The 22904-nt window shown below is 71.0% G+C and carries 21 protein-coding genes; 11 read left to right on the forward strand and 10 right to left on the reverse strand.

What is annotated here, in order from left to right; genetic code table 11:
* The first annotated feature begins 84 nt into the window (after positions 1 to 84).
* From ilvD to CA984_RS27755, 3 genes are all read left to right on the forward strand, one after another.
* A complete protein-coding gene (gene ilvD / locus CA984_RS27745; RefSeq protein ID WP_086576476.1) occupies positions 85 to 1923 on the forward strand; it encodes a dihydroxy-acid dehydratase in 1839 nt (612 codons plus the stop codon).
* Between the two features lie 81 nt (positions 1924 to 2004).
* Complete coding sequence (locus tag CA984_RS27750) at positions 2005 to 2511, forward strand: helix-turn-helix transcriptional regulator (protein ID WP_031166388.1); 507 nt, start codon at positions 2005 to 2007, stop codon at positions 2509 to 2511.
* Positions 2512 to 2568: 57 nt separating this feature from the next.
* The gene (locus CA984_RS27755) at positions 2569 to 3498 is read left to right on the forward strand and encodes a serine hydrolase (protein ID WP_133061791.1); all 930 of its coding nucleotides are present in this window, start codon (positions 2569 to 2571) and stop codon (positions 3496 to 3498) included.
* Here the strand turns inward: CA984_RS27755 and CA984_RS27760 are convergent.
* Genes CA984_RS27760 through CA984_RS27770 form a run of 3 tightly spaced genes read right to left on the reverse strand, consistent with a single transcriptional unit; the run spans position 3495 to position 5115 of the window.
* The gene (locus tag CA984_RS27760) at positions 3495 to 3716 is read right to left on the reverse strand and encodes an FmdB family zinc ribbon protein (protein ID WP_086576478.1); all 222 of its coding nucleotides are present in this window, start codon (positions 3714 to 3716) and stop codon (positions 3495 to 3497) included. The two genes, CA984_RS27755 and CA984_RS27760, sit on opposite strands and share 4 nt — an antisense overlap.
* 14 nt (positions 3717 to 3730) lie before the next feature.
* Entirely contained in the window at positions 3731 to 4552 is an 822-nt protein-coding gene (locus CA984_RS27765; RefSeq protein WP_086576479.1) for a GNAT family N-acetyltransferase, read from the reverse strand.
* Between the two features lie 53 nt (positions 4553 to 4605).
* Positions 4606 to 5115 (reverse strand): HNH endonuclease, encoded by a 510-nt coding sequence (locus CA984_RS27770; RefSeq protein ID WP_012893753.1) that lies wholly within the window; start codon positions 5113 to 5115, stop codon positions 4606 to 4608.
* Positions 5116 to 5448: 333 nt separating this feature from the next.
* Between CA984_RS27770 and CA984_RS27775 the strand changes: the two genes are divergently transcribed.
* The 3 genes from CA984_RS27775 to CA984_RS27785 all read left to right on the forward strand — a co-directional run bounded on the left by CA984_RS27775 (position 5449) and on the right by CA984_RS27785 (position 8918).
* Positions 5449 to 7521, forward strand: coding sequence for a prolyl oligopeptidase family serine peptidase (locus CA984_RS27775; RefSeq protein ID WP_086576480.1), 2073 nt, complete (start codon positions 5449 to 5451; stop codon positions 7519 to 7521).
* 142 nt (positions 7522 to 7663) lie between these two features.
* Entirely contained in the window at positions 7664 to 8491 is an 828-nt protein-coding gene (locus CA984_RS48840) for a helix-turn-helix domain-containing protein (RefSeq protein ID WP_133061792.1), read from the forward strand.
* A gap of 79 nt (positions 8492 to 8570) precedes the next feature.
* Positions 8571 to 8918 carry a VOC family protein gene (locus CA984_RS27785; protein WP_086576482.1) on the forward strand — a complete coding sequence of 116 codons (348 nt, stop codon included), beginning with the start codon at positions 8571 to 8573 and terminating at the stop codon, positions 8916 to 8918.
* A gap of 140 nt (positions 8919 to 9058) precedes the next feature.
* Here the strand turns inward: CA984_RS27785 and purU are convergent, their stop codons facing one another.
* Positions 9059 to 9913, reverse strand: coding sequence for a formyltetrahydrofolate deformylase (purU, locus tag CA984_RS27790; protein ID WP_086576483.1), 855 nt, complete (start codon positions 9911 to 9913; stop codon positions 9059 to 9061).
* Between the two features lie 446 nt (positions 9914 to 10359).
* Between purU and CA984_RS27795 the strand changes: the two genes are divergently transcribed.
* The gene (locus CA984_RS27795; protein WP_086576484.1) at positions 10360 to 11298 is read left to right on the forward strand and encodes an inorganic phosphate transporter; all 939 of its coding nucleotides are present in this window, start codon (positions 10360 to 10362) and stop codon (positions 11296 to 11298) included.
* A complete protein-coding gene (locus tag CA984_RS27800; protein WP_086576485.1) occupies positions 11295 to 11927 on the forward strand; it encodes a DUF47 domain-containing protein in 633 nt (210 codons plus the stop codon). The genes CA984_RS27795 and CA984_RS27800 overlap by 4 nt, the downstream gene beginning before the upstream one ends.
* Positions 11928 to 12002: 75 nt before the next feature.
* On the opposite strand, the gene CA984_RS27805 is transcribed toward CA984_RS27800, so the two are convergent.
* Positions 12003 to 13598 carry an alkaline phosphatase family protein gene (locus CA984_RS27805; protein ID WP_086576486.1) on the reverse strand — a complete coding sequence of 532 codons (1596 nt, stop codon included), beginning with the start codon at positions 13596 to 13598 and terminating at the stop codon, positions 12003 to 12005.
* A 168-nt stretch (positions 13599 to 13766) separates the two neighbouring features.
* Between CA984_RS27805 and CA984_RS48845 the strand changes: the two genes are divergently transcribed.
* Positions 13767 to 14372, forward strand: coding sequence for an NUDIX hydrolase (locus tag CA984_RS48845; RefSeq protein WP_207621059.1), 606 nt, complete (start codon positions 13767 to 13769; stop codon positions 14370 to 14372).
* Positions 14373 to 14771: 399 nt separating this feature from the next.
* Here CA984_RS48845 and CA984_RS27815 read toward each other — a convergent pair whose 3' ends face one another.
* Positions 14772 to 14951: a hypothetical protein gene (locus CA984_RS27815; RefSeq protein WP_086576488.1), complete on the reverse strand. Its 180-nt coding sequence runs from the start codon at positions 14949 to 14951 to the stop codon at positions 14772 to 14774.
* Positions 14952 to 15350: 399 nt separating this feature from the next.
* Here CA984_RS27815 and CA984_RS27820 point away from each other — a divergent pair, with 399 nt between their 5' ends.
* Entirely contained in the window at positions 15351 to 16229 is an 879-nt protein-coding gene (locus tag CA984_RS27820) for a helix-turn-helix transcriptional regulator (RefSeq protein WP_086576489.1), read from the forward strand.
* Between the two features lie 538 nt (positions 16230 to 16767).
* On the opposite strand, the gene CA984_RS27825 is transcribed toward CA984_RS27820, so the two are convergent.
* The 4 genes from CA984_RS27825 to CA984_RS27840 form a co-directional block, all read right to left on the reverse strand.
* Entirely contained in the window at positions 16768 to 17547 is a 780-nt protein-coding gene (locus tag CA984_RS27825; RefSeq protein ID WP_086576490.1) for a DUF2267 domain-containing protein, read from the reverse strand.
* Between the two features lie 145 nt (positions 17548 to 17692).
* Positions 17693 to 19699: a tetratricopeptide repeat protein gene (locus tag CA984_RS27830; protein ID WP_086576491.1), complete on the reverse strand. Its 2007-nt coding sequence runs from the start codon at positions 19697 to 19699 to the stop codon at positions 17693 to 17695.
* A 165-nt stretch (positions 19700 to 19864) separates the two neighbouring features.
* Positions 19865 to 20359, reverse strand: coding sequence for a GNAT family N-acetyltransferase (locus CA984_RS27835; protein ID WP_086576492.1), 495 nt, complete (start codon positions 20357 to 20359; stop codon positions 19865 to 19867).
* Positions 20356 to 21918 carry an NsdA family TPR-like regulatory protein gene (locus CA984_RS27840; RefSeq protein ID WP_086576493.1) on the reverse strand — a complete coding sequence of 521 codons (1563 nt, stop codon included), beginning with the start codon at positions 21916 to 21918 and terminating at the stop codon, positions 20356 to 20358. Before CA984_RS27840 ends, CA984_RS27835 begins: the two co-directional genes overlap by 4 nt.
* A 373-nt stretch (positions 21919 to 22291) precedes the next feature.
* Between CA984_RS27840 and CA984_RS27845 the strand changes: the two genes are divergently transcribed.
* Positions 22292 to 22540 (forward strand): hypothetical protein, encoded by a 249-nt coding sequence (locus CA984_RS27845; RefSeq protein WP_242676207.1) that lies wholly within the window; start codon positions 22292 to 22294, stop codon positions 22538 to 22540.
* The last annotated feature ends 364 nt before the right edge of the window (positions 22541 to 22904 follow it).

Consider the following 22904-nt stretch of genomic DNA (forward strand, 5'->3'; position numbering starts at 1 on the left):
GTCTCGTGCCGTGGACAGGCGTCTCACGCACCGGGCGGTAGCCGTACCATTTGAGGACACGGTCTCGATGATGGGAGAAGCCTCATGCCCGCCCTCAGGTCTCGAACGGTCACTCACGGCAGGAACATGGCCGGAGCCCGGGCCCTGCTCCGGGCGACGGGCGTAGCCGGTGGCGACTTCGGCAAGCCCATCATCGCGGTGGCCAACAGCTTCACCCAGTTCGTCCCCGGGCACGTCCACCTCCGCGAGGTCGGCGACGTGGTCGCCGGGGCGATCCGCGAGGCGGGCGCGATCCCGCGCGAGTTCAACACGATCGCGGTCGACGACGGCATCGCGATGGGACACGGCGGCATGCTCTACTCGCTGCCCAGCCGCGAGCTGATCGCCGACGCGGTCGAGTACATGGTGAACGCGCACTGCGCCGACGCGCTGATCTGCGTCTCCAACTGCGACAAGATCACCCCGGGCATGCTCCTGGCCGCCTTCCGGCTGAACATCCCCACGATCTTCGTCTCCGGCGGCCCGATGGAGGCCGGCAAGACGCCGGGCCGCAAGCTCGACCTGATCGACCCCATGATCGCCGCGGCCGACGACAACGTCTCCGACGCCGAGCTGCTGGAGATGGAGGAGAACGCCTGCCCGACCTGCGGTTCGTGCAGCGGGATGTTCACCGCCAACTCGATGAACTGCCTCGCCGAGGCCATCGGCCTGGCGCTGCCGGGCAACGGCACGACCCTGGCCACGCACAAGGCGCGCAAGAAGCTGTTCCAGGACGCCGGCCGCCAGCTCGTGGAGATCACCCGCCGCTACTACGAGCAGGACGACGAGACGGTCCTGCCGCGCAGCATCGCCACCAAGGACGCGTTCGAGAACGCCATGGCGCTGGACGTGGCGATGGGCGGCTCGACCAACACGATCCTGCACATCCTCGCCGCGGCCCGCGAGGCCGAGGTGGACTTCGGGCTCAAGGAGATCAACGAGATCTCGCTCCGGGTGCCGTGCCTGTGCAAGGTCGCCCCGGCCACCGCGAAGTACCACGTCGAGGACGTCCACCGGGCCGGCGGCATCCCCGCCATCCTCGGTGAGCTCGACCGGGCCGGCCTGCTCCACCGCGACGCGCACACCGTCAACGGCGGCACGATGGGCGACTACCTCGACGCCTGGGACCCGCAGTCGGCCGTCGTGCTGCCCGAGGCGCTGGAGCTCTGGCACGCCGCCCCGGGCAACGTCCGCACCGTCAAGCCCTACTCGCAGGAGGCGCGCTGGGACGCGCTGGACCTCGACCGCTCCGAGGGCTGCGTGCGCGACTCCGAGCACGCCTACACCCGTGACGGCGGCCTGGCCGTCCTCTACGGCAACATCGCCACCGAGGGCTGCATCGTCAAGACCGCCGGGGTCGACGAGTCGATCTGGAGGTTCTCCGGGCCCGCCGTGGTCTTCGAGTCCCAGGACGACGCGGTCGAGGGCATCCTGAACAACAGGGTCAAGGCCGGCGACGTCGTGGTGATCCGCTACGAGGGCCCCAAGGGCGGGCCGGGCATGCAGGAGATGCTCTACCCGACCTCGTTCCTGAAGGGCAAGGGCCTGGGCAAGGCCTGCGCGCTGGTCACCGACGGGCGCTTCTCGGGCGGCACGAGCGGGCTGTCCATCGGCCACGCCTCCCCCGAGGCGGCCGAGGGCGGCACCATCGCCCTGGTCGAGGACGGCGACCTCATCGAGATCGACATCCCGGGCCGTTCGATCGAGCTGAAGGTCTCCGAGGAGGAGCTGTCCGCCCGCCGCGAGCGGCTCGTGGCCGACCTGGGCGGCTACCGGCCGCGCGACCGCCAGCGCCCGGTGAGCGCCGCGCTGCAGGCCTACGCCGCGCTGACCACCTCGGCCTCCACCGGAGCCTCACGGGACCTGTCCCAGCTCTCCCGCTGACGTCTTTCACGTGTCGGGTACGGTCCGCCGTACCCGACAAGACTTTCGAAAAATGTCGGTGCTCGCCCGTATTATTTGGGTATGGCTAACGTCATGAAGCCCTCCGCCAGCCCGCTGACGACCGCCGAGATCGCCGCCCTCGCCCTGTCCCTGGCGCACCTGGGTTCGGGCCCGCAGGCCAACACCGCCCGCAGCGGCCTGCGCCACGTGTTCGAGCACATGCAGCTCGACGACGAGGTCATCGCCACCACGCTTTCGACCCTCACCGATCCGATGCCCGCCCCCGTCGCCGACCGGGCCCGGACCATCGCCAACGCCATCACCTCCCAGCTGGTGGTCCGCCTGCACTACCGGGACGTGTCCGGACGGATCACCGTCCGCGACGTCGACCCGGTGACGTGCATGGTCCACCGCGACTACTGGTACCTCGTGGGAATGTGCCGCCTGCGGCGCGGGATCAGGGCCTTCCGGTTCGACCGGATCGTCGCCACCGAGCCCACCTTCCTGCCCGCCCAGCCGCATACGGCCGACCACTTCCTCCCCTTCCAGGGCAGGCGGCGCGCCATGCAGAACGAGCGCGTCGCATAGCCGGATCTTGACCTGTCACTCGGCTGGATCCGGGAAGCCGGGTGGCAGACTCCGGCCATGAGGGTTCGGGGGGCGTCGCTCGTCGTCGCCATGACGACGGTCGCCTCCGGCTGCGCGCGGCCGCCGGATCCGGCCGCCGGACCGCCGGCCGTCCCGGCCGGGAGGGTGTGGCGGGCGCTCTCGTCGGCCGTCACCACGCCGGACAGGGCTCCGGCGGTCCTCACCGCCGAGGACCGCCGCCGCCTCACCAGAACGCTGGACGCCTACCTGGACGACCGTCCGGGCCGGGTGGCGGCGGCGGTGTTCGACCGGGCCACCGGGGCCGGCTACACCTACCGCGACAGCGGGCACTTCCTGCTGGCGAGCGTGGCCAAGGTCGGCATCCTGGCCGCGCTGCTGCTCAAGGCGGAGGCGGCCCGGCGGCCGCTGACCCGCCGTGAACGCTCCCTGGCCGAGGTGATGATCAGGCGGAGCGACAACCGGGCCGCGCAGGAGCTCTACGCCGCGATCGGCGGCCAGAGCGGCCTGGCCCGGGTGATGCGCGCGCTCGGGGCCAGGGACACCTGGCCGGGTCCGGGCCCCTACTGGGGCGTGACCAGGAGCAGGCCGTCCGAGCAGCTCAAGGTGCTCTGGGCGCTCAGCTCCCCGGCCGGGCCGATCAACGCGGCGAACCGGCGCCTCGCGACGGCGCTGATGTCGTCGGTCGTCCCCCGCCAGGCCTGGGGCGTGAGCGCCGCCGCGTCCGCCGGGGACCACGTCTCACTGAAGAACGGCTGGCTCCCGGCCCGGGTGCACGGCGGTCTGTGGACCGTCAACAGCATCGGCAGGCTCCGCTCCGACGATCACGACCTGCTGGTCGCCGTGCTGTCGGAGCGCAGCCCCGGCAAGGACACGGGAATCGCCACGGTCGAGCGCGTCGCCCGTCTCGTGGTCGGCGCGCTCAGAAGGGGGCCCGGGGCGGAGCGGAGGCCCGGGGAGAGGGGCTAACCGCAGCAGCCGCCACCACAGCAGCCACCGCCGCCGCCACCGGCGGCCGGTCGGGGGGCCGCGGCTCCGGACCCGCCGGTCACGGCGACCGTGGACAGCAGCTTGACGGTGTCGTCGTGTCCCTGCGGGCAGAGCGCGGGATCACCGGACTGGGCCATCGGACGGGAGAGCTCGAAGGTGGACCCGCAGGCACGGCAGCGGAAGTCATAGCGCGGCATGACACACAGATTACTCACGTGAAGCGGATGGCGGCGTAGTCGGCGACCGGGAGGTAGCCGATCTTCCGGTAGATCGAGTTGGAGGTCGGGTTGGACAGGTCGGTGAAGAGCAGCACATCCGTGACGCCTCCCGCCAGTGCCCTGGCCGTCACGGCGTGGGTGACCGCCGCGCCGTACCCCCTCCTGCGGGACTCCGGGGGCGTGTAGACCGGGCCGACCCGGGACATGCCCGCGATGGGCGAGGAGAGCCCGGCGAACGCGACGGGCCGCCCGTCCGCCTCCCACAGCACCAGCTCCTCGCGGCTGATCCTGCTGGCCACCAGCGAGGTCAGGTCGACGGGGAGGACCCCGCCGGCCTCGGCCTGGAACTCGGTGGACCACCCGACCAGCTGTCGGAGGTCGTCGGCGACGGCCGTACGGGAGGTCCCCTCGGGGAAGGGCCGCGGCGGGACGAGCGCGCCGAGCCGGTGGAGGCGTTCGGAGCGGCGCCCGGCCTCGGGGCGCCACCAGGCGCCGGCGAACGCCTCGGCCTGCGCGCGGGGCCCGGAGACGCCGGGGAGCGCCCGTTCGGCCTCGATCAGCCAAGTGGCGAGCTCGCGGACGGCGTCGACGGGGACGTCGGCGAGCAGCAGGGGGTGCGGCGGTGTCTGGCTGGCCGCGGCGACGGTCTCGCCGTCCCGCTCCAGCCATGCCAGCAGCACGTCGTCGCCCCACAGGCCGGCGCGGATCCCGCGCAGGACCGTGAGCGGGGCGGTGTTGCGGACCGGATCCCGTAGCAGCCACGCCTCCGCCGCCCCGGCATACACCTCGACATCGGAGGTGAACATCCATCCCATACGTCGATTGTGCCGAAACGGATGGGCCGGGGCGAACGGATCTCACGCCGCCGTCAGGCCGCGCTCTCCGCGAGGTAGGGCGCCCACAGGGGATCGCCGACACTGTGCGCGCCGATCAACCGCCAGTGGACGCCGCGTGGCACCACCGGGACGACGCTCAGCGTCCATCCCAGCTCCTCCAGCATCCGGTCCGCCTTGCGGTGGTTGCACGACGTGCACGAGGCCACGCAGTTCTCCCACGTGTGGGGACCACCCCGCGAACGCGGGATCACGTGGTCGATGGTCTCGGCCCGCTGGCCGCAGTAGGCGCACCGGTAGTCGTCCCGGCGCATCAACGCGGTCCGGGTCAGCGGGATCCGCGACCTGTAGGGGATACGGACATATCGACGAAGCCTGATCACTGACGGCACGTCGAGCGTGCGGCTCGCCGAGCGGAACACGGCGCCCCGCCCGTCGCGGTGCACGACGTCCGCCTTCTCCCTGAGCACGAGCACGACCGCGCGGTGCAGGGAGAGGGTGGTCAGGGGTTCGTAGGTGGCGTTCAACAGCAGGACTTGGCGCATCAGCGGGCCTTTCCCGCTGTGCGACACGTCAGTTGAGGGGGCACGCTGTCGCGTGCCCCGGTTGGCGGCCCCTCCTGGGGCCCGGGTGCTTCCGTCACGAGGACCTCCGCCGGACGGCCCAGCGGATGGTCACCACGGCACCGTCCTCAACCAAGTTTGGCTTCTGCATCGTCGTTCCCGCCACTCATAAATGAGCCACCCATAAATGACTGAAGGGACGCCTGGTACGTTTTATGCCCGCATTACTAGTTTTTAACTCCTCCCGTGACGGATCGGATACGCCCCTCGCGCAATGGGCCCGTGTTGTCGGCCGAACGTCGTAGGGTTCCTGCCATGACGCGACAGCCATACCCTCCTGCCAGCCGTGATGAACTCGTCGACGACCTGCACGGCACCCCCGTCCCCGACCCCTACCGATGGCTGGAGGACCCCGACGATCCGGCGGCCAAGTCATGGCTGGCGGAGGAGGAGGCGCTTTTCGCGGCCGAGATGGGGGTGCTTCCGGGGCGGGAGGCATTCAAGGCGCGGATCGCCGAGCTGCTCAGGTCCGGCTCGGTCGGCGCGCCGGTCTGGCGCGGGGGGCGCCGGTTCTTCATGCGGCGCACCCCGGAGCAGGAGCACGCGGTGCTCTACACCGTCGCCCCCGACGGCGCCGAGCGGGCGCTGCTGGACCCGATGGCGCTCGACCCGACCGGCCTCACCACGCTCGACTCCTGGCAGCCCGACAAGGAGGGCCGCCTGCTCGCCTACCAGATCTCGGTGGGCGGCGACGAGGAGTCGAGCCTCTACCTGATGGACGTCGCGCTGGGCGAGCGGATCGAGGGGCCGATCGACCGGTGCCGCTACTCCCCCGTGGCCTGGCTCCCCGGCGGGGAGGCGTTCTACTACGTGCGCAGGCTGCCCGCCACCGAGGTGCCCGACGGGGAGGAGCAGTTCCACCGCCGGGTCTACCTGCACCGGGTCGGCACCTCCACCGAAGAGGACGTCCTGATCTTCGGTGACGGCATGGAGAAGACCAACTACTACGGCGTCGCGGTCTCCCGCGACGGCCGCTGGCTGCAGATCTCCGCCTCCCGCGGCACGGCGCCCCGCAACGACCTGTGGGTGGCCGACCTCGTGGCCTCCTCCCCCGAGTCGCCGGAGCTCGTCGTCGTCCAGGAGGACGTGGACGCCCAGAGCGCCGTGCACTTCGGCCGCGACGGCAGGCTCTACGTGTTCACCGACCGCGACGCCCCGCGCGGGCGGATCTGCGTGACCGACCCCTCCACCCCCCAGTTCGAGCACTGGCGCGACCTGATCCCGCAGGACCCGGAGGCCGTGCTGTCGGACTTCGCGATCCTCGACGACCTGGACCGGCCGGTCATGCTGGTCGGCTGGACCCGCCACGCGATCAGCGAGATCTCCGTCCACGACCTGGTCACCGGCGAGCGCGTAGGGGAGGTGCCGACGCCCGGACTGGGCACGATCGGCGGCATCAGCGAGCGCCCCGAAGGCGGCCACGAGGCCTGGTTCGGCTACACCGACAACACCACCCCGCCGACCATCCAGCGCTACGACGCCCGCACCGGTGAGACCACCCTCTGGGCCTCCTCCCCCGGCGCCGTCGAGGTGCCCGCCGTCGAGACCGAGCAGGTGACCTACCGCTCGGCCGACGGCAGCGAGGTGCACATGCTGGTGATCTCCAAGCCCGGCGTCGAGGGCCCGCGCCCGACCATCCTGTACGGCTACGGCGGCTTCGGCATCTCGATGACCCCCGGCTACTCGGCGTCGATCCTGAGCTGGGTCGAGGCGGGCGGCACCTACGCCATCGCCCAGCTGCGCGGCGGCGGCGAGCAGGGCGAGGAGTGGCACCGGGCGGGGATGCTCGCCAACAAGCAGAACGTCTACGACGACCTGCACGCGGCGGCCGAGCACCTGATCGCCACCGGCGTCACCACCGCCTCCCAGCTGGCCATCTCCGGCGGCTCCAACGGCGGCCTCCTGGTCGGCGCGGCCCTGACGCAGCGCCCCGACCTGTACGCCGCGGTCGTCTGCTCGGCCCCGCTGCTCGACATGGTCCGCTACGAGCTGTTCGGTCTCGGCGCGACCTGGAACGTCGAGTACGGCTCCGCCGAGAAGCCCGACGAGTTCGCCTGGCTGTACGCCTACTCGCCCTATCACCGCGTCCGCGAGGGCGTGTCGTACCCGGCGACGCTGTTCACCGTCTTCCAGTCCGACACCCGGGTCCACCCGCTGCACGCCTGGAAGATGTGCGCCGCCCTCCAGCACGCCCAGTCCTCCGACCGGCCGATCCTGCTCCGCAACGAGACCGAGGTCGGCCACGGCGCCCGCGCGGTGAGCAAGACCGTCGAGCTCGCCGCCGACCAGCTCACCTTCCTGGCCCATCACACGGGGCTGACGTCGTAGGCACGGCACGCCCGTCCCGGGACCGCGGCGGCGGTCCCGGGGAGGCTCCCCTCCGGGTCCGCGACGGGCTCCGCGGAATCCCGGCGCCGGGGTGAGCGCCGGCCGGCCGGGACTGTCGGTGCCGGTCGTTATCGTCCAAGGCGTGAAAGACGCCGCGGTGAGCGAGGGCCTCGTCTCCCTCGAAGGCAGGCCGGGCCGTCCCCTACGGCCGCACGTCACCCACCTGTCGGCCTACACCGAGCGCTACACCCGGCCCCTGCCCCGCAGGCAGCCCCCCTTCGCCGGGGCAGTGGTGATCTTCGGGTTCGCGGAGCCGCTCACGCTGGACGGTCCGGGAGCCGAGGCGCCGCAACGGCTGGTCTCCTTCGCCGGGGGGCTTCACGACACCTACGTCGACACCACCATGACCGGTCTCGCCGAGGGCGTGCAGGTCGACCTCACGCCGCTCGGGGCCCGGCGGCTGCTCGGGATGCCGATGAGCGAGCTGGCCAACCGGGTGGTCTCCCTGGCGGAGGCACTGGGGCCGTGGGCGGAGACCGCGGTCGAGCGGCTGGCCGCAGCGCCGGACCAGCAGGCCCGGCTCGCCCTCCTCGATGAGCTGCTCACCCGGCGGATCCACGCCGCGCCCGAGCCCGACCGGCGGATCAGGTGGGCCTGGGGCCGGCTCGTCGCCACCAGAGGCACGATCGGCGTGGCGTCGCTCGCCGAGGAGCTCGGCTGGAGCCATCGGCACCTGGTCTCCCGTTTCCACGACCAGATCGGCCTGGCCCCGAAGGCGGTGGCCAAGGTTCTGCGTTTCCAGCACGCCGCCGCGCGCCTGCGCGCCGGGCTGCCCCTGGCCGACACGGCGGTCAGATGCGGTTACTACGACCAGGCCCACATGAACCGCGATTTCAGGGCCATGACCGGAGCCACCCCGCGCGAGACGGCGGCGCCCAGGCCCGGGAGCCCGGCCGCCGCTCCGGGCTGAGGCGAGGTCAGATTCCTCCAAGCCGGTACGGCCCGCCGCCGGGCACGCTGGCGGTAGCCGTACAGGAGGGAAGCACGTTATGCGAACGGTATATCCGCTGGTCCGCTACAGGGAGCCGGGCAAGGCCGTCGACTGGCTGGTCCAGGCGTTCGGATTCGAGGTCCACGAGCTCGTCAAGGGGGAGGACGGGGGCGTCCGCCACGCCGAGCTGATCGTCGGCACCGGGATGGTGATGACCGGGCAGGGCGAGCCGGGCGGTCCCGGAGTCTACATCGCGGTGGGCGATCTGGACGCTCATCACGCCAGGGCCGCCGAGGCCGGGGCGGAGATCACCATGGAGCCGGCCGACCAGCCCTACGGGTCCCGGGACTACGCGTGCAAGGACCCGGAGGGCAACGAGTGGTTCTTCGGGACGTACCGTCCCTGACCGTCCGGTGACCTGCGCGCCCCGGACGCACCTCGGTGGCGGATGACACCGGCGTGCCCGTGCCGTCCGAGGAGGCGGGGACCCGCGTCCCCGCCTCCTGCGGCCCGCCTCGCGCCGGCCCGCTCCCCGGCCGGGCCCTCCTAGCGCGGGAAGACGATGGTCTTGTGACCGTCGAGAAGGACCCGCTGCTCGGTGTGCCACCGTACGGCGCGGGCGAGGGCCTGGCATTCGACGTCGCGGCCGATGGCGGCCAGGTCCTCCGCGGAGTGGGTGTGGTTGACCCTGGCGACCTCCTGCTCGATGATCGGCCCCTCGTCGAGGTCGGCGGTCACGTAGTGGGCGGTCGCGCCGATCAGCTTCACCCCGCGCGAGTGGGCCTGGTGGTACGGCTTGGCCCCCTTGAACGACGGCAGGAACGAGTGATGGATGTTGATCACGTTTCCGGCGAGCTTGACGCAGAGGTCCTCCGACAGCACCTGCATGTAGCGCGCGAGCACCACCAGGTCGGCCTGGTAGTGGTCGACCAGGCTCAGGACCTCCGCCTCCTGCCGGGACTTGGTCTCGGAGGTGACCGGCAGGTGGTGGTAGTCGATGCCGTAGGACTGGGTCAGCGGGCGCATGTCGGGGTGGTTGGAGGCCACCGCGACGATCTCGATGTCGAGCAGGCCGGAGCGTGTGCGGTAGAGCAGGTCGTTGAGGCAGTGGCCGAACTTGCTGACCATCACCAGCACGCGCGGCTTGACGGCCAGGTCCCGCAGCTTGAGGTCCATCCCGAAGTCGGGGGCGAGCGCGGCGAAGGCCGTGCGGAGCTCGGCGTCGGAGAGCGGGCAGGCGAACTGCACGCGCATGAAGAACCGCTCGGCCACGGGGTCACCGAACTGCTGGCTCTCGATGATGTTGCAGCCCTGGGCGGCCAGCAGGCCGGAGACCGCGGCCACCACACCGGGCCGGTCCGGGCAGGACAGCGTCAGCACGTACTGGGCGGCGGAGCTCATACGACCTCCTCACCCAGCGGCTCGGAGCCCGCGCCGGGCCTTCTGACTCGCTCGTTCATAGCCTTCACCCTCGACGAGGTCGGATCGTACGGCGTCCTCACGCCGACCTGGGCAGAGTACAGCGCCCCACCCGCCTCCACCCGCACCATGTCCAAGGCGTGGTCACCGGCGGATCCTGGACGGCAGCTCGACGGACGCCGGCTCGCGGCGGCACAGGCCCCCGCGGAGCAGGGCGGTTCCGGCGCGCCGCGCGGTACGCCGGTCGGGGGTCCAACAGGATGAGCTCCCCGTCCATCATCCGCTCGCCCTCTGGGTAGGTATGTCCTTATCGGTGCACTGGGGACGCTACGCATGGATCACGAGCGAGGGCAGCCGCCATTCGCCTGTGGAGGTCACAGCCGGACCGGCCTTGTCCTTCACCTGCCGTTCAGTTGGGATGTGGAAGCGTGAGCCTGGTGGCCCTGACGTCGCTCGCCGGACTCTTCGCGGTCGTCACCGGCGTCAACGACGGCGGCGCGCTCCTGGCCACCGGCTTGAAGATCCCCAGCATCCCGCCACTGGCCGGTGTGATCATGATGATGGTCACGGTCGCGCTGGTCCCCCTGGTGACCTACCGGGTCGCGAGGACCTTCACCACCAGGCTGGCGAGCATGGAGGGCCCCTACGGCCGGATCGCGCTGGTCGTGGCCGTGCTCGCCGCACTGGCCGTCGTCGCGGTCCTCAACAACCGGGGGCTGCCCACCAGCCTGACCCTCGCCATCGTGGGCGCCCTCGCCGGCGCGGGCCTGGGGTGGGGCCTGCCCGTCTCGGCCGGCGCCGTGCTGTTCGTGCTCGCGGTCGCGCTGGCCTCGCCGTTCGTGGGAGGGCTGCTGGCGATCCTGACGATCCGGCTGCTCGTGCGGCTGGCGCACGGCCGCACGCTGCGGCAGTGGCACCGGGCCGGGTTCGCCCTGCAGTGCCTGGCCTACGCCGCCAACGACGGCCAGAAGATGCTGGCCGTCTTCATGCTCGCCCTCGGCCTCTCCAGCCCTCCATTCCTCATCTGCCTGGCCGTGGCGGTGCTGTTCGGGATCGGCGCCCTGTACGGCCTGCCGCGTGCCGGCCGTACCCTCAGCCGGGGGATCATCGCCTCGCGCCCGCTGCACGGTGTGACCGCCGAGCTGGCCAGCGGCACCGCCGTGATCGGCTGCGCGGCGATCGGCGCCCCGGTGAGCATGACCCAGACGATCGCCGGCGCCCTCATCGGGGCCGGGGTGGCCGAGAGCTCCGGCCGGGTGCGCTGGCACGCCGCCACGAAGATCGTCCTAGCCTGGACGCTGACGCTGCCGGTGAGCGGGCTGCTCGCCGCGGCGGCGGCGCTCATCGTCCGAGGGGTGATCGCGTGAAGCGGCTGCGGCGGGTGCGGGATCTGATGGCGGGCCGCATGGACAGCGCGCTCGCCGAGGCGCTGATCGGGCAACTGGAGGCCACGAAGCAGGGCGCCTGGCTGGCCATGGCCATGATCGGCGGTGATACCGGCCGCACCGACGCCCACGAGCGGATGCGGGCCATCGAGCATCGCGGCGACACCGAACGCGCCCGCCTGGTGGAGGAGCTGTCCGGCTCCCTGGTGACGCCGATCGACCGCGAGGACCTGTTCCGGCTGTCGCGCTCGATCGACGACGTGCTGGACTCCCTGCGCGACTTCGTCCGCGAGTCGCATCTCTACCGCGTTCACGACCAGCAGCGCTTCGCCCCCATGCTCGACCAGGTGATCGTCGGCATCGAGGCCCTGGAGGCCGCGGTCCACGACCTGGCGTCCCGCCCCTCGGTGATCACCCACGACGCACTGGAGGCGAAGAAGATCGGCGGCACCATCCGGCGCATGTACCAGTACGAGATCGCCCGTATCTTCTCCGGACCGGTCAACGCCGAGACCATGAAGGAGCGCGAGCTGGTCCGGCGCCTGGAGATCGTCGGCATGGCGATCAGCGAGGCCGCCGACGCGATCGCCGACGGAGCGATGAAACGCTGACCCCGCCGCATGCCCCATCCGGCCTCCGGGAGCGGGTGCGGGGCCGTACGGGATCCCTCCGTACCGCCCGGCTGTTCAGGAGACGCGCAGGTCGTCGACGGCCCAGTACCAGTTGTTGTCGGCGTCGTAGTAGCGGAAGCGGACGGTCATCCTGGTGGCGCCCGCCGGGACGGTGACGGGGACCGACTCGACCTTGGCGACGGCGTCGGCGGAGTAGACCTTCACGACCTTGGAACGGCCACGGTCGAAGGAGACCAGGACCCGGCCCTTCTGGTCGCCCTCCTGCCGGTAGTGGGTGACGTAGCCGAGCCGCACCGACGGACGGCCCGCGACCGGGTACGGCGCGCTGACCAGGGTGGAGTTGAAGGTGCCGGTGCCGTGGGAGCGGTCGTCCCACTCGTCGGAGTCGGCCACGGCGAACACGCCGCGGCCACGGACGAACAGCTCCCGCCACTGGTCGCGCTGGGCGCGGGACCAGAACTCGTCCGTGGTGAACGACCAGCCGCGCCACTCCTCGACACCGCCGGAGGGCAGCCCCCGGTTCTCCACCGACCAGCCGGCGGGCGCGGTGTGGGTGAACCCCCTGACCCCGGCCGGGATGCCGCCCTCGTCGACCCGCCCCTTGAGGGAGAGGCGGTCGAAGGGGTCGGAGGCGCGCAGCACGACGGACCTGCCGTCCAGGCCCGCCGGGAGCGCGAGACCCAGCTGGCCGAAGACGGTGGCGGCCACGTCGACCAGACGGGTGTCGGACGGGGTGGCTCCGGCGGCGATGCCCGGACCGGCGGCGAGGACGAAGGTACGGCGCTCCTCGACGCTGGAGCCTCCGTGGCCGCCGGCGTCGGTGTGGCCGTGGTCGGTGGTGACGATCACGGTCCATCGCTCGTTGTGGAAGGTGAAGCGGGTCCGGACCGCGCTCAGCAGGCGGCCGATGGAGGTGTCGGCGGCGGCGATCGCGTTCAGGTATGCCTGGCCGGCGGCGCCGCTGTGGTGCCCGGTGACGTCGACGTTGCCCAGGTAGACGAAGGCGACGTCCGGGTTGCGGTCGCGCAGCACCTTCTCGGAGACCTCGGTGATCCGCCCGTCCTCCGCCGGGTATCCGGCGGAGTCGCCGTTGAGGACGATCCGCGCGTCGATGCCGGGGCCGAAGGTGCCCTGGTCGCCGAGGGACTTCCAGTCCATGGCGGCGTAGGTGGAGTAGGCCGGGTCGATCTTCTCCAGCCGGGTGAGGAAGTCGGGGTAGAGGTCGTAGCGCTTGCCCGCGAAGACGTTGTTCCTGACCTTGTGCTTGTCCGGCCACGTGCCGGTGGCGACGGTGGACCAGCCCGGCCCGCTGGAGGTGGCGGCCATCGGATCGGTGTAGAGCAGGCTGGTGCCGAAGGTGCCGTTCGCGATCAGCGAGTCGAGGTTCGGCGCGTCGGCGGCGGCGATGCGGTCGTGTCGCAGGCCGTCCAGCCCGATCACCAGGACCTTGCTGGTGCTGATGCCGTCCGGGACGTCGGGCACCGGGACGGGGGCGGCCTGGGCGGCCGTGGTGTTCAGGACCTTCTCGGGGGTGGAGCCCGGAGCGGGCGTCACAGGCGTGGAAGTGCCGGGTTCGGCCAGGGCCGCCGTCGCCGGGATCAGGATCATGACCGCGACCGCCGTCGCCACCACCGCGTTGCGTAAGCGCATGAACGTCCTTCCTCACTGGGCCGGGGCGCTCCGGCTCTGCGCGAGGACCTCCGGCACGGTTGACCGCGTAAAGGTTGCCAGGTTGAGGGCGTCTCCGCAGGTCATCATGCTTTTCGGCAGCCGCTGTGGACCTCTTGTGGCGATAGGTGGTGATAGCGTCCGGGGTCTATGAGCGACTCTCAGGCGGGCACCGGCGCCCCCCGGACGGGCGCGGGCCGATCATCGGCGGACGCGGGCGCCTCCCCGACGAGTGCGGACGTCTCACCGGCGGACGCGGACGTCCCCCCGGCGGGCGCGGGCCGATCATCGGCGGACGCGGGCGCCTCCCCGACGAGCGACCGGGCCGCGGCACGGGTGGTCTGCGTGGACGGCGACGGCCGGGTGCTGCTGATGCACTGGCGTGACACGGTCACCGGCGTGGCCCTGTGGGAACCGCCGGGCGGCGGGATCGATCCGGGCGAGACGCCCTTCGATGCCGCGCGGCGGGAGCTGACCGAGGAGACCGGGCTGCCGGGTGAGGCGGTGCTGGACCGGTGGGTGCCGGTGCGCCGGGAGTTCGACTGGCTGGGCACCCACTACGTCAAGACCGAACGGTTCTATCTGGCCAGGTTCGAGGGCACCCCGGCGGTGGGCCCCGGCGCTTTCACGGCCGAGGAGAACGACACCTACCTGGGCTCCGGCTGGTTCTCCCCGGTCGAGATGGCCGGGCTCCCCGACGCGCTGGAGCCGCCCGACCTGGTGGAGGTGGTCTCCCGGATCACCCGGCTGGGCTGATCCCGGACGCCTGCCACCCGCCCTGGGATGGCCCTCGCCCCCGGCGGACCGGGATGCCACGCCGCAGGGCACGTCCCGGATCGCGGTGATGGCCGTGCCGTACCGGGCGAGAGCCCCGCGGACGAGGCGATCCGGCGGACGGTCACCGAGCCGGGCCCATGGAGCGCGAACGGCTCCAGTGCCCGGATGACCGCCCTGGCGGCGCGGTCGCCATCGGCGGAACGCGTGTCCGGCGCACTGGACACGCGTTTGGTGCGAGTCGATCCGGAAGCGGGACGGGCTCGGTCCCGGGACGGAGGCCGCGCCCGCCGGAGACCGTGCGGGCCGCCGGCCCTTCCACGTCCTCCTGCGGGGATGGACGGCTCCCCCCGGGCCGGGCCCGTCAGCCGGCGTCCCCTCTCAGTGGCCGTTGGTGCCGCTACTGCCGTTGGCGGCGCCATTGGCGCTGCCGCCGTCGCCATGGACGGTGAGAACGACCTCGGTGTCGGCGCCAGCTGGCTGGGCCGGCATCATCGCGGGCGCGATAAGGGCGAAAGCCATCATCGCTTCAGCCGCGAGTGCGCTCCTGAGCTTGATCATGACGGATCACTCCATGTCGAATCGGTCGCGCCCCGGGCGATGCCCGGGCTGACGGAACACCGAATCGGTGGTGTGCAGGACACCGACACGGTGCCTGGATCTCAGGCTAGGCAGGACGCTCCCGAGGAAGGTAGGAGTGTCACTCCCAGGGGGCGGGCCCCACCGCCGGCGAACCTCTCGGAGTACCGGCAAGGGAGGAGATGGCGCGGTAGCGGCAAGGGAGATGCGCGCGGAGACCGGCATTTCCGGCGGCCCTCCGCACACCGGTCACCGTCACCACGACGGATCGGCGCCGTCGCCGCCTCCGCGGGAGGGGAGCGGTACGGGGAGGCAAGGAATACGGGATCCGGTCCGCCGGTTTTCGGCAAGAAGTGATGAACCCAACCACACGGTGATGAAATGGACAGCAACAACGCTCTGGGGGAGTTCCTGCGCGCTCGACGCGAGGCCACCTCCCCCGCACAGATGGGGCTGCTGCACTCCGGTCCCCGCCGTACCCCGGGACTGCGCCGGGAAGAGGTGGCGATGTTCGCCGGGGTCAGCACCGACTACTACATCCGCCTGGAGCAGGGACGCGAACGCCATCCGTCCGAGCAGGTGCTCGGCTCCCTGACACGGGCACTGGACCTGGACGCCGACGCCACGGCCCACCTGCACGAACTCGCCCATCCCGGCTCACGGCGCAGAGCGACCGGTGAGGCGGAGCAGGTCAGTCCGGATCTGCTGCGGCTGATACGGAGCTGGCCGTACACCCCGGCGCTGGTGATCAACCGCTGGATGGACGTGCTGGCCGCGAACCCGCTGGCCACTGCCCTCTACAACGGGTGGGAATATGCGGACAATTTACTCCGGATGGCCTTCCTGGACCCCTTCGCGCGCGAGTTCTACCGCGAGTTCGGCCTGGACTGGGAGCAGGTCGCCCGTTCCAAGGTGGCCCACCTGCGCGCCGTCGCGGGAGCGGACCTCGACGATCCTCGCCTGACCGAGCTGGTCGATGAACTCTCCTTCAAAAGCGCGGATTTCCGCCGGTTATGGGCTCGGCACGACGTGTCCCCGCTATCGCACGCGGCCACGCCCCTCCGCCACCGCGAGGTCGGCGACCTGCTCCTCACCTGCGAGGTGTTCGACGTCAACAGCGCTCCCGGCCAGCAGCTGATCACCATTCACGCCGAGCCCGCCAGCCCCTCCGAGCAGGCCCTGATCCTGCTCGGAGGCGACCTGACGCCGTCACGCCAGGAGGACGCCGGTTACGCGCTGTCGGCGGCCCGTCGTCGCTGAGGCCGGAGCCCTCGGCCCGATCACCGAACGCGCTCCGCCGGCCATTCGCATGGATGCTCACTGTGGCGTTCGGCGGGGCGGCCGTGATGACCCCTGCCTCAGTGCAAGACTCCCCACCCGGAGCGGAAACACCACCCTCTTCGGGGGAAAGCTATCCACCTCGGACGGCGAGGGTATGGATAAATCCACCGATGGGGGAAAAATCAACACCTAAGGAATGTCTGGAGGAAAAACAATCACCACGGAGGGGATGAATTCTCCCTCGGTGGAGCTTCTCTCCTCCTCCAAACCCACCGGCGCCCCGAACCCACCGACGCCCTCGAATCCGCCGCCTCCTCAGCCGAGCCGCCCGCCTCCTCTCCGGCCGCGCTCTCTCCCGGCGACGAGGTACGGCTGAGCGTGGACCCCGGCCATGTCCAGGTCTTCCCCGCGTAGCGCCGTGATCCGCGCCGGGCCCCGGGCCACGGCGCCACCGGGAACGGGTCCGCGGACCTCCCCCGACGGCCCGCGATCTCCGGGGAGGCGGGCCGGCGTCACCTCACGCGGGCACCAGCTCCTCGACGTAGGAGCGCGCGAGCTGTGAGGTGAGGTCGTGGAACTCCTTCTTGGTCACCGCGTCCCGCACCGTCGCGAGGACGGCTCGGGCGTGCCTGAGCGCCTCGTCCACGGAGACCCCCTCCTCCAACGCGATGAGAGCGAGGAAATCCTCCAGCGGCGTCGTCCCGGGAGCGCTGTCGCTCCCCTCGTTGCCGCGCTCCAGCGCGGAGGCCAGCTCAGTGGGGAGCGCCTCCATCAGGTCGCGTATCTCACCCACGCTGATCTGCTCCCCCAGCATCTCGAGCACCGCCTCGCTGGCCCGCCAGGCTCCCTGCTTGTCGGCGAGTCCCGCCCGGCCGGCGACCCGGTTCAGGAACTCCTCCAGCGTGAGGGTCGGGCCGGCCTCCGCGAGGGTCCTCTCGATGAGCAGCCGGAAGTCCTCCGGAAGCTCCGAGATCACCCGGGTGAACACGGCCGTGGGCACGGCCCGGCTCAGTGCCAGGAGGACGGCGCCCGCGCGCCGTTCGGCGACCGGCAGGTCGACCTGCTCCCCCTCGGCGATCCGGCGCAGGAACCCGTCGGCGTAGACGTTCTCCTGGACGTGATCCTGCGGCAGCAGCCGGGCCGGCTCCCGTGGCAGGTGCTCGGCGAGGTCCCGGGCCTGATCCGGTGTCAGCCGCTTGACGAGTGTTTCGAGCGTCACACGGACCGTGGTCTCGGCGGTCTGCCGGTCGGCGCCGGCCGCGTGCTGGACGATCGAGAGAAACCGGTCGTAGTCCATGACTGCCTACTTTGGTCTGTTTTTTCCGACTTCTACCGACTTCTACCGACGCTACTCGAGACGCCCTCCGGGCCATATGCGCTCAGGCCGGACCGGGACCAAAGCGGGCAGAGGCTTGGCAAGCCGTTGATCCGCGACACGGATCTCACCGCAGCCCCAGAGCCCGCCGGATGTCGGGATCACCGGGATCGAGGTCGAGGGCGCGGCGCAGATCATCCATGGCCGCCTTCTCCCTTCCCAGAGCCCGCAGAGCGGTCGCCCGGTTGAAGTACAGCTCCGGGCCCTCCTCGATCTCGATCGCCCTGGACAGATCCGCCACCGCGCCCTCCGCGTCACCGGTCTCGTAGCGGAGGATGCCCCGGTTGGCCCAGGCCGTACCGAGACCGGGAGCCCTGTCCAGGGCCGTGTCGAAGGCGCGGGCGGCCTCCTCGAAGTGCCCGGACGCGGTGTCCAGCTGTCCCTTCACGGTCAGCAGGTGGGGATTGCCCGGCATGAGCGCCAGCCCGGCCTCGACATCGGCCCGCGCCTCGGCCGCCGACCCGAGCACGGCCAGCACGCCCGCCCGGTTGATGTAGGCGTCCAGATGGTCCGGGTCCAGCTCCAGCACGTGGTCCAGATCGGCCCGGCCTCCCGCCAGATCCCCCAGCGCGAGCCGGACCTCGGCCCGGTTGTAGTAGGCCTCGGGCAGCGGCGGGCTCACCCGGATCGCGGCCTCGTAGTCGGCCAGCGCCTCATCGGTCAGCCCGAGCCGGAACAGCAGGTTGCCCCGGTCCAGGTAGTGGTCGGCGAAGAGCGGGTCGACGGCGATCGCCTCGGTGTACTCCTCCAGGGCCTCCTTGGTACGGCCCAGCTCGGCGAGGAGCCGGCCCCGGTTGGCGTACAGCACCATCCGGTGCACCGGGTGCCGGCCCGGCGGCAGATCCCGCCGCGCCAGCTCGATGGCCGACTCGACCAGGGAGAGAGCCTTGTGCGGCTCGCCCGCCCGCGCCTCGATGAGGGCCTGGCCGTTACGGTCGAAGCCCAGCTTGAAGGCGCGCTCCCCCCGGTCCGGCAGCAGGGTGGAGATGGCGACGGCCTGGTTGATCCAGCCCCTGGCCCGGCCCAGGTCCCGCCGGGCCGGATCGGGGTGACGGGCGTCGAGCATGGCCGTGCCGTACGCCGACGCCGCGTGCACCGCGGGGTCCTGGCTGCCACGGCGGGCGCGCTCATAGAGGTCACGGGCCTCGTCCTGGCGGGACAGGGCTCCCAGGGCGGTGGCCGTGCGCTGGGTGAAGCGCCACCAGAGGTCCGAGCCGGGCTCGGCCAGCCGTAGCCCGCGCCGTCCCAGCTCGGTCACCGCGTCCAGGAAACCCTCCCTGACGCAGTGGTCGACGGCCGTCCAGAGCGCCTCGGCCCCGCGGCCGCGGGGGTCGGTGCCGTGCTCCCGGTGGAAGGGGACGGCGCCCAGGCGCGGGGAGAACTCCCCGGTGGCCTCCAGTTCGTCGGCCCGCAGGTCGTGCAGCCTGGCCCGCTCCGCCGGGTCCAGCGCCTCGTAGGCGGCACGCGATCGCTCGTCGGTGCAGTCGGAGGCCACATGGGCAGCGCCGTCGGCGTGCGGCGGACCTCCTTGGCCGGGACCGGCCTGAACCTGCCCCGCCCCGGGCCCGGCGGAGTCCGCCACGCGGCCGCGGAACCAGCGCGGCGGTGGCTGCCGCGAGGCGAGCACCATCGTCAGCAGTGCGGGATCCAGCCGCCTGACCAGCACCGCGAGCAGTTCGAGGTCGGTCGGGTCGGCCTCGTGGAGGTTCTCCACGACCAGCGTGCGCGGCCCGCTCAGGCACGCGCCGAGGAACTCCGCCACCCCGTTGGCGAGCCTGAGGGTACGGCGGGGCGCGGGCACGAGGATCCGCTCGTCGTCGTCGATCCGCGCGTCTATGGTCTCCCGTCGCGCGGCCACCCGATCTCGTAGATCAGGGGCCACGCTACGGATCTCGATGTCGTGAGACGCGACGTGCGCGGGGGCCCGTTCCAGGACCTCCGGGACGACCGCGCGCAAAATGGCGCCGCCGACCGTGTAGGGCCCACGCGACCGCCGGTGCCCGTTCACCACCAGGGGGGACGGGTCCGCACGGTCACCGGGGAGCGGCCCGATCAGCCAGAGATGCTCCCTCACCCCTTGTGGATGACGCTGGAAGCACCGCTCAGCTTGGTGGTGCCAGGTTTGCGAACAATGATCTTCTTCATCGTACCCCCCACGGGAAAATGACTACAGGTACGAAGAATAAGTATTCTGTCACTTCACTAGATCGCAATACTTGACTATAAAACAGTCGTGAATTTACTTAAATGAAGCAAGATGGGACATGGCGACAACTAGATCTTTCTCGCCATAAAGCACGACGCATCCACCGCGCTCTTCCCGGCTGATCTCACGCCAGCCGTGCTTGCGGTAGAGCTCGATCGCGGCCTGCTGGTTCAGCGTGGTGTCCCCGCGGAGCCGTACGTAACCCAGTTCGATCGCCCGCGTCTCCAGCGCCGCGCTCATCCGGGCGCCGAAGCCCCGCCGCTGGAACTCCGGATGGACCCGCAGACGGCACAGCTCCGCGGTCTCGTCGTCGATCCGGCGGAGCCCGCCCATCGCGACGATGCGCCCGCCCGGGATCTCCCCCACGAGGAAGTCCCCCCGGCCGGCGATGTAGATCTCGTTGATCCTCGGGAAGTCGTCCTCGTAGTAGACGCCGTCTCCCGGCGCGAGGCCCACCTGGGCGAGGCAGATCTGATGCAGCGCCCAGACGGATTCCAGGTCGGACCAGCGATAGCGCCGGAGCCTCATGCATCGCCCCCGGACGGATCCGCCGGCGCGGGGCGCAGTGCCTCCAGATAGAGCTTGAGCTCGGGGTGGTCGGGACTCCTGGCCTCCACCTCCTTGGCCACCTCGTGGGCGCGCTGCATGAGGAGGTCGGGTCTGCCGCCCTGGTTCAGCCCGGCGAGCGCGGACATGGCTATCGTCAGCGCCTCCTCCAGGTCGCCCTCAAGGAGCTTGCACTTGGCCCGGTCGAGCTTGATGATCGTGGGATCGAGCCAGTCCGCCGGGCCGTACTTGGTGAGAGCCTGTTCCAGGATGAGGTCGGCCTCCATCGCCTGCCCCAGCCTCACCAGCGCGTCTCCCTGATGGAAGTAGAGCTGGCGCTCGGTGTAGCCGAAGGTCGAGTCCTCCTGATCGGCCGCGGTCATCTGGGAGAACGCCGCCCTGGCCCGGGACAGCGCCCGCTTGGCCTGGTCGACCACGTCCTTCTTCCCCGACCCCGACAGCATCGCCAGCGCGCGGGCCTCGAAGACCGGGGCCATGGCCTGGGCCGCGCACGGCGTCTGGCCGGCCAGATCACGGCTCTTCCTCGCGAGGTTGAGCGCCTCGCGCGGGTCGCCGTAGTAGAGCGGGACCAGAGCCTCCCTCGCGATGACCCAGGCGCGGAGCGCCCGGTCGCCGGTGTCGTCGGCGGCCGTCCTGCCGGTCCTGAAGAAGGACCGGGCCATCCTGTGGTCGCCGAGGTTCACCATGATCATGCCGCTGAGCCCGGCGAGCTGGGCCGCCATGCGGCACAGCCGTTCCTGCAGGTCCACCGGCTGGCGCCGCTCCATGGCCTTGCGCACGGCGCTGAACTCCAGCAACACGTCGCAGAGCAGCCGCAGCGGCGGCGTGTTCATGTACTGGCGGCCGAAGCCGATGGTGGCTTCCTCCCACTGATCGAGCATCGCAGGCGAAACGGTGGCCGACACCAGGGTCTCGTCCATCCTCCTGCGGATGTTCTCCACAGATCCAAGCACCTGTCCGTCCAGCGTGGCGCCGGTGCCGGTGCCGGCCAGAAGCAGTAAAAGCGTCCTCCGTAGCACGTTCTCGTCCTCCTCGCCCCCGTCCGCGGAAGGGTCGCCGCCGATCGACTGGATCAGCCGCTCACGCGGACCAGGGGAAGTGTCGGGTCTTCCATCCTGGAGATCACCTCGGAGGGCACCGGGCGTCTGGTGGCCGTGACCACAGATGCACGGGCCGTCGTACCCGAGAGATGCCGGTTCGACCCGGTAGGCGGAACACAGGTAGTGGAGGTATTCGGGCCCCGGACGCTTCAGCCCGCTCTCATAAGCGGACAGGAGCGTCTCACCGATACCCGGCGCCGCTTTGCCGTCGCGCTCGAACAGCGCCCTTATCTGTTCGATCACGTCGGCGAGGGCGACGCCATGCGCGAGACGGTGACCCTTGATGCGCGTGGTCCCGAACTGGGGACCGCACTTGTCGTGGATCTCCTCGGCTATCTGAGCCGAGCCACGCCCTGCCGCCAGGCCTCTGGCCCGGATCTGCCGAGCTAACTCTGTCTCCCTGTGCTGCCTGCCGGACATACCGGCCCCTCTCTCGTGGCCGGCGGGGCTGGCTGGCACACTAGTCCCGACCGGTCCTCTCCCGTGACTCAGTGTGATTCAGCTGTCGCACTGTGCCTACCGAGAATGATGGACCAACTTTGGCTCATCCGGAACGCGCGAATAGAGCCATCGGCTAAGGATCGTCCACCACCGGACTGTTTCTTTCAACCTACTTGGGAGAAGGCACAACCCGATCTTGGGTTTCCCTCCGTTGACCCATTGGCCCAGGTGAGTCATCTTTGGCCAACCAGCACTGATTCGCGTAACCAAGCGAACACGATTCGGTGCGGTATGGGCGACCAAGAGGAGGGACGAGGTGGGGGAAGACGACTTCGGGCACCTGGAGCGGCTGGTGTCAGAACTTGACGCTCGCGGGCTGCACGCCAGAGTGGTGCGGACCCAGTCGGGTCGCGCCTTCGTGCGCGTGATCAACCCTAGCGCAACCAGCCTGGCGGAGAACGTCACCTGCCGAGCACAGGCCGCCCCAAGCCACCGGGACTGGTACTACTGGTGGTCCTGGGGGGAGCGGATGCACACGGCGAAGGACCCGGCCGGTGCCGCGACCAAGGTCGCACGCGTACTCGCCGCGGTGGGGGAGTGAGACGAGCGGTGGGCCGGACGGAGTCGCAGCCGTCCGGCCCGCCGCCCCCAACGCGGCTCTGCGGGGCCGGCGGGGTGACCGGTGCGGAGCGTCCTCGGACGCTGGGCACCCCGCCGGCTCCAAGACCCGTGAACGCGAGTCCTGTGAACGCAAGAAGATCGGCGAACGCGAGCTGCCGTCCGGATCCGTCCGGACGGTGATCGGAGGGATCCCCCTCGGAAACGGCACGGGCCACGCTTCCGGGTGCGTGCCCCGCCCGAGCCACCCGTCACCGGAGTGTCCGGCCCCGCCCCCCGCGGCCCCGGTGTCCGGATGTCCCGTCTTCCCCGGCGTGATGTGACGGCGGCCGGTTCGGTAGGCAATA

This window comes from Streptosporangium minutum (assembly GCF_002149035.1).
Taxonomy (GTDB): domain Bacteria; phylum Actinomycetota; class Actinomycetes; order Streptosporangiales; family Streptosporangiaceae; genus Streptosporangium; species Streptosporangium minutum.